The sequence below is a fragment of the Pseudomonas sp. 05N434 genome (assembly GCF_056396965.1).
On sequence record NZ_JBFTMK010000401.1, the window covers coordinates 1 to 4666 of the forward strand.

The following is a 4666-nucleotide window of genomic DNA, read 5'->3' on the forward strand; positions in this document are numbered from 1 at the left end:
GTGAAGGGGCTGGTTCATGCAGCAGGTTGCCCCAATCGGTGCGGTGTTCCATTTGTTGGCGAGTGCCTGGGTCGACGGTTGGCAGGGCGCTGTACCAGCCACCGCCGAGGGCTTTGTACAGGGCGATCAGGTTGCTCACGGCATTGCTGCGGCTGACCAGGTAATTGTCCTGTTGTTCGAGCAATGCGCGTTGGGCATCCAGCACCCGCTGGAAGTCCGAGTAGCCTTCGCGGTATTGGCTGTTGGCCAGGCTCAGCGAGCGCTTGGCGGCGACCTGCGCTTCGCTCAGGATGCGCTCGCGTTCCAGTGATTTGCTCAGGCCGCTGGCGGCATCATCGGCTTCGCGTGCAGCCTCGCGGACTTTGTCGCGATAAACCTCGATCAGCTGCTGCAACCGCGCATCCTGCACCCGCACGTTGTTGCTGATCTGACCGTGATCAAACAGGTTCCAGCGCAAACTGGGGCCGCCGATCAGGTCCAGGCTGTTGGAGGTGCCCTTCAGTGTGTCGGTCGACCAGACAATGCTGCCGAGCAAGGTCAGCGATGGATAGAAGTCGGTTTCTGCCACACCGATCAGTGCCGATTGGGCGGCGACGTTGAGTTCGGCGGCGCGTACGTCCGGTCGACGCAACAGCAGGCTGGCGGGTACGTCTTGCAGCACGGCACGGTCTACCAGCGGAATCAGTCCCTGGTTTTCGAGCAATCGGGGCAGGGCGTTGGGCGGCTGTCCGATCAGTACGGCCAATGCGTTGCGGGTGCGCAGCACTTGCCCTTCAAGCTCGGGAATGCTGCTCAAGGTGCCGAGGTACTGGGTCTTGGCTTGTTGCAAATCGAGCTCGGCGCTCTGGCCGCTGTTGAACAGTTTCTCGGTGATTTCAAAGTTGCGCTTTTGCTGTTCGGCGTTTTCCCGGGCGACGCGTAAACGCGCTTCGGTGGTGCGCAATGAGAAGTAAGTGTCGGCCACTTGAGCACGCAGCAGTACCAGTACGTCTTCATAATTGGCTTGAGCCGCAAAGTAACTGGCATCTGACGACTCGATGGCCCGACTGAAACGTCCCCAGAAGTCCAGCTCCCAACCGACATCAAAGCCCACGCTGTGTTGCCAGAAATGGCTGTCTTGCGGGTTGTTGCCGCCGTATTGCCGACGGTTGATGTACAAGCTCTCGGCACTGGCCTGCTGCAGTTGCGGATAGCGTCCGCTTTGGGCAATCCCCAACCGGGCACGGGCTTCCATGACACGAAGGCCGGCAATTTTCAGGTTGGAATTGTGCGCATCCGCTTCGGCGATCAGCCCGTCGAGGACCGGGTCGGCGAACACTTGCCACCACTGGCGCACATCGGGATAGGCGCGTCTTTGGCTGGCCTGTTCAAGCGCAGGGCTGCTCCAGAGTTTTGTCCAGGCCTCGCCCGGGGCTTGAAAATCCGGCCCCAGACGCACGCAGCCGCCAAGAGCGAAGGCGCTCAGTAGAAGCAGCCGACCCAAGCGCGTCAGCATCGCAGCACTGCAAGTAGGTCACGGGAAAACGTCATCCTAGCGTCCCCAATATTGAATGCCCTGGCTGTGCGGGCTTGAACCGGTTCCGCTTAGGTTAGTACAGCCAAGACAAACACAAGGTCATGTTTGACAAACAGGGCACCGAGCAACTGCTACGCTTTTGAAAGTTATTCATTCGGGTGAAAAAGAAGGGTACGAAGACCATGACCAGTCCCCAGGACGAGATTGCCCCCAGCTCCACCGGTTGGCGTTTCAAAGCAGGCATCGGGATTCTCAGTTTGACAGTGCTCGCCTGGCTGTTGGTGCCGCTCGCCGCCGCTGCGGATGTGCCCGGCCCAAAGATCGCGGCACTGACAGGCATTTTGTTTATCAGCAACAAGATTCTGCTGATCCTCGCCATCGCCGTCATGGGCAAGTCCGGTTTTCAGCAACTCAAGCGCAGCGTGTTTGGCTATGTTTCCACGCTCGCACCGACTGAACTTGAAGTAGGCCCGGCTCGCCATCGAATTGGCCTGGTGATGTTTTGCCTGCCACTGATTTCATCCTTTCTCGAGCCTTACGTGGACACGATGTGGCCGGGGCTGAGACCGAACCTCTGGCAGGTCCAGGCGCTGGGCGATGCCATGTTGGTCGGCAGCTTTTTCGTACTGGGCGGGAATTTCTGGGACAAGGTGCGTGCTTTGTTTATCCGCACGGCGCGTGTGGTCAACGTGAGTACGGTGTGAGTGCTTCTAACGAGAGATGATCCCGTGATCGATCGCGTATTTTACGAGGGCGGCGGGTTTGTCGATGTTGAGTTTGCGGCGGATGCTCAGGCGATGGGTTTCCACTGTGCGGACGCTGATGTCCAGCTCGCGAGCCATTTCCTTGTTGTTCAACCCCTGAGCCATTTTGTACAGCACCTGGCTCTCGCGCGGTGTCAGTTCGTTGTCGGTACTTTTATCGGCGATGAGCCGTTGGGCGATTTCGGCACTGTAGAACGTCCCGCCACTGACAATGGCTTCGATGGCCGCAATGATTTCCCGTGAAGGCGCGTTCTTCAGTACATAGCCGCTAGCCCCCGAGCGAACCGATTCACTGACGTATTCGTAGTTGTCGTACATGCTCAGCACCAGCACCTTGAGCGACGGGTACTGGCTGCGTAACAGCCGGGTCAGCTCGAGCCCGTTGATATCCTTCAGGCTGATGTCGACCAGCAACAGATCCGGCTGACAGCGCCCGACCATCTCAATGGCATCGGCGCCATTCTCGGCTTCGCCCACCACTTCCAGYGGCGCCATGACCGCCAGCAGCGATTTGATGCCATCGCGGACCAGGGAGTGATCGTCGACCAGGGCGACGCGGATCGGGTAGGGCAGGTTCATCGCAGGCATTCACTCTAATTGTTATGGGGTGAGTCAGCGTTCTGTACCGGGTGGCTTCATCGGCAGCAGCACGTCCAGCTCACTTCTTCCCGGCATCGAGGTCAGGTCGAATCGACCGCCAAAATGCTCGACTCGCTCGCGGATATTACGCAGACCAATGCCGGCCTGGCGACGTTCGACCTGGGCGACATTGAAACCTATGCCGTCATCGATCACCGTCAACCGTACGGACTTTTCGCAGCCGTGCAGGGTAATGATGACGTGTTTTGCCTGGGCGTGGCGCTCGATGTTGGTCAGGCCTTCTTGCACGATGCGAAACAGCGAGGCGGCGGCGCCATCAGCCAGGTGACAGTCGAATTCGTTATCGTTGAAGGTTACAACAAGACCGCTGCGTTGCTCGAACTCGGCGGCGAGTTGACCGATTGCCGCCGGCAGGCCGAGGGTGTCGAGCAAGGATGAGCGCAGGTCGTGGGAGAGGCTGCGAACCTCACCGATCGCTTCCCCCAGGCGCTCGGTGGCGTCTCTTAAAATGCTCAAGCCTTTGTCTTGGCCATTCTCCAGCACATGGCTGGCCAGTTCGAACTGAAACTTGATAGAGACCAGTAGCTGGCTGATGCCGTCGTGCAGCTCTCGGGAAACCCGTGACCGTTCTTCCTCCTGCAAACTGACGATGCGTTGAGTCAGGCGCTGCAGTTTTTTGTCGGCCAGGCGGTGCTCGCTGACGTTCAGCGTCATGCCACTGGCGAACACAAACAGCACCGCTACAAGCGCCACCGCGGCAATCGCCAGCATGGTTGTGCGGATGCCCTGAGCCACCTCGGCACGCGCTTGTTGGGTGGCGCGTTCAACGTCTTCAAGGTAGATGCCGGTGCCGAGCATCCAGCCCCAACGATCGAGCATCACTACGTAGGCGAGCTTGTCGGTCACTTGGCCGGAAGAGGGTTTGTTCCAGGCGTAACGCTGAAAGCCTTCGCCGGATGCCGCGCTTTTGAGCAACGCCTGGATTACCGGCAGGCCGTGAGGGTCTTTCATGTCCCACAGGTATTGGCCCACCAGCTCTGACTGGCGTGCGTGCATCAGGCTGCGGCCTTCGCGGTCGTAGACGAAGAAGTAGCCATTGATGCCAAAACTGAGCTTGCGCAGTTCTTCCAGCACTTGTTGCTGTGCGTGTTCGTCACCACGGCCGTTGTCGTACAGCGGTGCGATCAGGCTTTGTGCCATTTCAACGTAGTTTTTCAGCTCTGCGCGCTTGCTGGCCAGAATGCTGTCTTCGATCAGTTGCGCCTGTTGATCACCCAATTGGCGGTTCAGGGAAATCACCAGCGCGCAGATGACCGCGATCGCCAACACCAGCGGCAGAATGCCGAGCGCGACGATTTTGTGTTTGAGCTGCATCTCTACTCCTGGCCAGACCGAGGGAGGGCGAAGGCCCGGCATCATATGCCAAAGATACGCGCCTCCAGTAGCAGTGCTGGACAGAATGACAAACCGTCTACGTAGAACTACGTAGACGCCACGTACGTAGTAACGCGGATTTATTTGTCGACAGCATGGGTGGATATTGGGCCCGCTCCGCAAAGCGGACACAATTATAATAATTACCGCCGCAGTCACTGACTGTCGGCAGGAGACACGCTATGCCCCGTCTGGCTAAACACCTCGCCTGGTTTGCCGTGGCTGTCTTGGGAGCGTTTGCGCTAAGTGTCGTGGCCCTGCGCCGCGGCGAAGCCATCAACGCCCTCTGGATCGTAGTCGCAGCCGTCGCTATTTATCTCGTCGCATACCGCTATTACAGCCTGTTCATCGC

Annotated in this window: 4 protein-coding genes; 1 reads left to right on the top strand and 3 read right to left on the bottom strand. The window is 58.8% G+C overall.

From position 1 onward, the window contains the following. A partial coding sequence (locus tag AC1DLB_RS21745; protein WP_477785620.1) for an efflux transporter outer membrane subunit occupies positions 1–1495 on the bottom strand: 1495 nt, incomplete at its 3' end. Positions 1496–1698: 203 nt separating this feature from the next. Between AC1DLB_RS21745 and AC1DLB_RS21750 the strand changes: the two genes are divergently transcribed. Next, positions 1699–2220: a transporter suffix domain-containing protein gene (locus AC1DLB_RS21750; RefSeq protein WP_477743115.1), complete on the top strand. Its 522-nt coding sequence runs from the start codon at positions 1699–1701 to the stop codon at positions 2218–2220. Between the two features lie 6 nt (positions 2221–2226). Here AC1DLB_RS21750 and AC1DLB_RS21755 read toward each other — a convergent pair whose 3' ends face one another. Both AC1DLB_RS21755 and AC1DLB_RS21760 read right to left on the bottom strand, forming a co-directional pair. Further along, positions 2227–2859 (bottom strand): response regulator, encoded by a 633-nt coding sequence (locus tag AC1DLB_RS21755; protein WP_018925859.1) that lies wholly within the window; start codon positions 2857–2859, stop codon positions 2227–2229. Between the two features lie 33 nt (positions 2860–2892). After that, entirely contained in the window at positions 2893–4254 is a 1362-nt protein-coding gene (locus AC1DLB_RS21760) for a cache domain-containing protein (protein WP_018925860.1), read from the bottom strand. Between the last annotated feature and the right edge of the window lie 412 nt (positions 4255–4666).